Annotated in this window: 4 protein-coding genes; all 4 read left to right on the top strand. The window is 52.6% G+C overall.

Features of this window, described 5'->3' with window-relative positions:
• The coding region (locus tag JIF53_RS03685; RefSeq protein ID WP_416234180.1) for a bacteriophage T4 gp5 trimerisation domain-containing protein at positions 1 to 663 on the top strand (663 nt) is incomplete at its 5' end.
• An 18-nt stretch (positions 664 to 681) separates the two neighbouring features.
• Entirely contained in the window at positions 682 to 1221 is a 540-nt protein-coding gene (locus JIF53_RS03680; RefSeq protein ID WP_113879282.1) for a DUF4123 domain-containing protein, read from the top strand.
• Between the two features lie 39 nt (positions 1222 to 1260).
• Positions 1261 to 5301, top strand: a complete 4041-nt coding sequence (locus JIF53_RS03675; RefSeq protein WP_199451853.1) for a hypothetical protein — start codon at positions 1261 to 1263, stop codon at positions 5299 to 5301.
• Positions 5291 to 6322 (top strand): hypothetical protein (locus JIF53_RS03670; RefSeq protein ID WP_199451852.1); only part of this gene is annotated, 1032 nt, incomplete at its 3' end. The genes JIF53_RS03675 and JIF53_RS03670, both read left to right, overlap by 11 nt.

Raw genomic sequence — 6322 nt, 5'->3', positions numbered from 1 at the left:
TTTGAAGACGAAGCCGGCGAAGAACAGATCTACGTGCACGCCCAGAAAGACCTGGACCTGCTGACGGAAAACAACCGCACCGAAGTCATCAGGAACGACAGCCACCTGACGGTGGAAAACAACCGTGTCAGCCACACCCAAGGCAACAGCCATCACACCGTGGACGGCGAGAAGCGCGAGCAAACCGGCAAAGACCACAGCTTCAATGTCACCGGTACTCTGCACCTGAAAGCCGGCACCGCCTGGCTCAGCAATTCCGGCACCGAACTGCATATCAAAGCCGGCCAGAAAGCCGTGATCGAAGCCGGCGCTGAGATCACCCTGAAAGCCGGCGGCAGCTTCGTAAAGATCGATCCCAGCGGCGTGGCCATGGGAGGCGCGAGTATCAAGATGAATGCCGGTGGGGCTGCAGGTAAAGGCAGTGGGCAGAAGGTGCAGGTGCCGGAGATGCCTGGGTTGGTGACGGCTGCTGGCGGGTCAGTGGCGCCGGAGGCGTTGGCGGAGGTTGGCCAGAGAGCGAGTGCTCAGCCAAAAGCCATCGTTGCCCATCGACTGAAACAGGCTCGGATGAATCGAACGGCTATTGTTGAGCAGTGCCAGCAGAAACCCGATGGCACTTGTCCGCTTGGGAACTGTCCTTGCGGTAAGAATCAGACAGCGTGATACGTGAAGGAGCCCATTGTGGTATTTGCAAAACCTTCGACTGACAAGGTGCGTTTTTTAGTGCTGGAGGCGCAGCAGAAACCATCGGTTGTGCGGTCTTTGTATGAGCAGACAGACGTTCCGAAGTGGCTTTATCTGTTTGCTGAGACTGACTGGCAACAGTATCTGGCCGAAAGCCCCGTTGTTCTGGAGGCTAAACAGCAGAGCCCGGAGTATCAGTGGGCTTTGAAAGGCTTGAAAGAGGGGCGGCTTATCGGGCTGATTCTGGAGTCCTCTGAGAGCCTTGAGTCCGTGACGAGTTGGCTAAGGGCTCGCTTGACCGTGCGCTTTGACGGGGAAAGGCAGGGCCTGCTGCGACTTTACGACCCTGAGGTATGGCAACGCTTATCTCCGGGGACTCAAGACCAGGCGGATGTGATTGAACGGGTTATTTATTGGTACGGAGAAAGCGGTCAGGAACGTTGGCAAACCACCGACAGACCAAATCTGTTCACTATGTTGCCCGTACCAACGCTTTCAGAAACTCAGTGGCAGGCATTGAACACGCCTGAGGCCTGAGTCCGAATTGATACGTTTAGAACGCAAGGAATGACAGGGATGTCTGAGAATAGTGCAAAGCAGTCTACAGTTGGTTGTAGCCAGACTTGCGAGGACGAATCGCTGATTATCGAGGTTATCGGCAAAGAGCACCCGGATGGGCATGCTTTTCGAATCTTTGATGAAACCAACTACGAGCAGCAAGAGTGGTTGGAGAAACAGGTTGAAATAGAACCTCTGGAAAATTCCATTCTGCATGTCTGGCCCTGGAAGGGACAGCCCTCCAGGAATGTCTGGATAGAAATCAAGTCTGAAGATGGCCCGATTCGGGTGCCTTTTCTGGATGATGCGACCAGCACCGAAAGGAAGGTTGAGCATCAACGCCACGTCGTACTACCGGTCGTGCCGGCTACCCTGTTGTCTGGCATAGAGCTACATGGGCAAAAGCCTGCCCGCCAGGTTCTGGCTCGTGCGGGGTTCCTGTATATCTTTTACAAGGGAAAGCTATGGCGTGAAATTGAAATCCGCATAGATGAAGAAGGGCAAACTTCGTATCACGATGTGGCGCTTACCAAGTATCGTTCGCGCAGTGGTCAGTTAGAGCCTGGATACCGGAAAGTCACTGGGTCCGCAATGAGTGAAATCTGGATACCGGCCCGGATTAACAGTGATTGGCTGACATTGGAGATGGCCTTCAGCGAATCGCAGTGGCCGGGAGAGCGCGTGATGCATTTGGAGCGCTCCGCTACAGACCGGGAAAATCGTTGCGTTAGCATCGATATGCGTTTTGGACCAGAGACGAAGGAAAGTGTAGAGAAATCCAATGCTTCCAACGGTAACAGTGTTGCATTTCTTGCGGAGTATCTTTCACCGCAACGCTCCCGGGTGCCCGCTTTGGAGTGGCAGTTTGATCGCCCCGATGACTATCTGTTGGATTTAGAGGGAACCTATCCGGATCGGGCTATGCAAAAAGCAAAGTCCATTCACCAGAGGCAGGAAACTCCGGATCCCGAAGACCCTATCGCTGAAGACGAAAGACCGGAGATGACTGCTCTTAGCAATTGCCTGCATCGATCATTGCACCAGGCTGAGGAGGCACTGATACAGCAGTGTCGACCAGAGGACCCAGAGCCCTTCACTTGGCCTGGCTCTGGAACTGCTGAGACGGATGCTACGATCAATGCAAAAAAACGTGGCATTGGCGTTATTCTGCTGGACGATCCGATCTACCAACTTCGATACAACCAGCGTCGTCGACAGGTGGCGGCCTGGTATATGAATGCCGCTGTCCGGCGCGCCAAGGCAAGACCATACTTTGACTCTGCCTTGCTGGTTCATTCTGTGATCGAGCCAGAACACATCGCGTCGGAGCCTAATCAGCTTCACAAGCACATGGCGGAAATAAATAATCAGGGCAGAGCAGAGCTTGAACGCTCGCTTGCGGTTTCTGAGCGTCAGATGGGGCGAGCTTATCTCGAGAAGGTGCATTCTGAGCTATTGGAATTACTTTCAAACGAACGCACCCATCATGTTCTGACGGATTTGTTCACTCATGACAGCTATGATTACGCTGGTGCATTCAATTTCGTAACATCTCTGGTGATGAACCTTGTCACCGAACCGGCGGAATGTGATGCCCTCGACATTGACGTTGAGGGTGCGGTCGATGGTGAAGGAAAACACTGGTTACAGGGACTGTGTGAGGGCCGGCACAGTCGAGTTCTCTATTCTCTGCTGTTCCCCCGCTTCAGCCCGGAAGATCAGAAAAAACCGTATCAACCTCCGGCAGAGCCTCAGGTCAATCATGGCAACGGGCAGTTCCGCGAAACGGAACTCGCTGCCATGTCTATTACCGATCTTCCCGATATTGATGAGCTAAAAACGATCGATGGGCTTGAATTAGCAGTCGAAGCTGCCGCAGGGTCCTACGAAACACTTCTGACGGCGAACATGAGGCTCGGTAGTCAGGTTTTGATGAGTGTCCACGGCAATATGTGGGCTGCGATTCATCATGCCAGCCAAGCTATTGAGGCGAGAAATGCAAAGCTGGCGGCTATAAAGAAGCAGTTGGCAGAGCTTCGAATAGAAATCTCCAATCTTGAAAACCAACGCTGGAACATCGAGCGGAGAATTAACAACCTCAGAGGAAAAGAAGCTGAGCTTGAGGCGATCCGGAACAAACTGATCGAGCTCGACGTACGCTTCAAAGAACTGAGCCGGCAGAAACAATCAATCATGAAAACGGCGGTTGCAGGCAGAATGAAGCTATATTCTGTTTCGTTGGAGCAATTACGTCGGTCCCTACCAGAGCTTCTAGGGAAAGTAGAGTTGATGCGACTCTCGAAAGCGCGTCAGAAAGATTATTTCATCTTCGAGTTTAGTGAGGCTGAGCTCAAGTCTGGAACTGGAAAGCGGGCTGTAGAGCTTTTTGGGGACTTGATACAGGCAGGCGAAGAACCTGACGTTCGCGCGTCAACAAGTAAAAGACGCAGCAAGGCTGCGGGTATCGCATCCGAGGTTGCTGAGGATGTATACGTGCTGGCAGTCCCTAAAACAGAAACGGTTGTGACGTTAATTGAGGATATCCGGAAAGCTGAGTCTGACTTCCGGCAAGCGGTGCGTGCGTTAGCTGAACTCGACGAGCTCGTTGGGCCGAGTCCCGGCACCCCCGCCGCGGCAATGGCTGCCGCTGCGCAAAGAATCGAGGCAGCAAAAGCTGAAGTTGCCCGAGCGGAACGGGAACTCAAAGCATTCGAGCAAGAGATTGATAGCCGGAGAAGCCGTGTTGCGAAGAAAGAACAGTATATCCGTGACCTGGAGGCCGCGAATGATGCGGCGAACAAGATTGATCAGGCAGAAATAGACAGTAACAGATCCAGTCGCTTATATAGGGTTCTGAATAAGCCAGTTTTTCCAGTTTTTGTTGGCTTGATTGAGGTGTTTAACTCTGCAAGCGTTTGGTCAGGGCGGCCCCAAGACGCGCGGATTCATGGGGATTTTCGTGCCGGTTTCAGAGTATTCAGCGCTGGTTTTGATCTGTTGGTTGCGGGCACGGCAATAAGTGAACGGTGGGTGCTGGGCCCATCCAAGATATTGGCGCTTAGGATGCCGGGACGCATCGGAGCAATTTTCGCTAGATCGCTTGGCGGTCCGCTAACAATAAGAACTGGGCTTGGCGCTGCAGCCGGTTTTCTTATGGCCTTGGATGCCGGGTGGGATGCCTATTACGAGTATCGGATGGGAAATCACAAAGCGGCGTTCGGCTATGGATTGCTGGCGGGTAGCGGGATCGCTTTCGGCTTTGCAAGTGTTGTAGGTAAATCAGGACTGTTGTTGGTGTTAGGGCCGAAAGGTTGGCTAGCGGTAGGTGTTATCCTGGCCGTAGCGGGCCTGGCGACGATTTTCGCATTCAGCGACGAACCGCTCGACATCTGGATGCGGCATGGGCCTTTCGGGCCTTTGGCGGAGAAGCCCTTCTTGAAAAAACCAGATGAAGCCTACTATCGCTTGATCAGCCAGTTAATGGGCGTCACGGTCAGACTTGAATACAATCCCTTGCGACGAAAGGCGCGAGACGGCGTTCTGGAGGGCTATAGCGATGATCAGATGGCCGCTTTGTCGATGGCTGGTGAGCGTTTTGTGATTGAGAGCGCCATTCCTGAATTGTTCAATTCGGGCGGGGTTGTCACTGTTTTACCGAAGCTTCAGCTCAACGAAACGATTGCTGTCGCTAAAGGTAGATCGGGTCACGTTCAGAATAACCGAATAGAAGGGGCTGATCTGGAGCCTTATGTGCTAATGACAGAGGAGTCTGGTACGGGTTTGCATATTTATCTGAATGCACCTGAGAGCGCGAGACGCAAATTGGAGACTGCAGTCTGGCAGAGCGATACGTGGGAAACGCGAACGTATAGATGGAAGGCCAAAGTCCAGATTCAGGCGAGGCAATCGCTCGAATCCATGTTGATGGTCTTCCCGGCGCCTCCACCGCAAGACCCTCTCGTGTTTAGTAAATCGGACGAGCGTCATACCAAACCTGACTTTAGCAGTGAAGACCAGCCATTTTGGTACAGTCAAAGAGTTCAAGAAAATGTCGATTGATGTTTCTCTACACGGTAGCTCGGGTGATTATTATGGATCGCACAGCTACCGCTCTGACGCGATTCCCGAGCAAAGAAATCAAACTCAGGAACTAAACCGAACCGGATTAGATCGCTCAGCCAGCTTACGATTACCGTGGGGTAATACCCGTGAAGTGATGCCGCCCACCTTCATGTCAAGTAACCCACCTAAGAAGTTACGGCGACTGGAGAAAAAAGAGGATGTGGCAGCGAAGTACGGACTTCTCATTGAGAATAACCACGAATGCTATCGGCATGCACCATTGGCTTTTCGGGCGCGCTTCTTCGATATGATGAGTGTTATAGGTAAATTTTGGACTTACATTATTTCCCCTGGGTACCTGATAACCTTGATTCTTATGTCGCCTTTGTTTACGCCATCTGGTAGAAACTATTCCGAGTATCTGCAAAGTCTTGGTTTGCCAGAATTTATCATGCTTGGAGGCGGCTGGATTCTCATTTTGATCGCAGATCTGGCCTTCCGCCTCTTCCCGAAATGGCTTTTACGGAATGGCCGAGGCCCTGAATGGGAATTCAACCGTCGCACCGGCATGATCAAGGTCTGGCAATACCCGAAAAAGTTTCCTTTTCTCCCCAGAAAGCCGCCGGTGGTGGTTGAAAAGCCTTTCTACGAATTCGATGCCTGGTGCTGCGCGCGGGTTGATCGCTTCGGCACCTTGTTTGACCTGGTGCTCTCCCACCGTTACAGCAAACTGGATGTTACCGTTGGCGATATTCTCGGGGCACACGGTAGCCCCACCATGTGTTACGCCTACTGGGATTTCATTCAGAACTATATGGATGTCACAAAGCCGTTGCCGGAGATGCCCATGCTGGAGCAGTATCGGCACCTTGACCCAACCACCGCAAAGCACGACCAGGCGGCGGGCCGTCCGTCGCGTTACTGGCGGGATATGGATGACAAAACCTTCAAGCAGAAAGTGGACGACATGTTTACCGATGTCTCCATCATCGATACCACACGCAGGCCAGACCTGATG

This window comes from Marinobacter sp. bablab_jr008 (assembly GCF_016464145.1).
Lineage (GTDB): Bacteria > Pseudomonadota > Gammaproteobacteria > Pseudomonadales > Oleiphilaceae > Marinobacter > Marinobacter nauticus.
The sequence above is the reverse complement of the archived record's forward strand: the minus strand, read 5'-3'. Positions and strand labels throughout refer to the sequence as shown.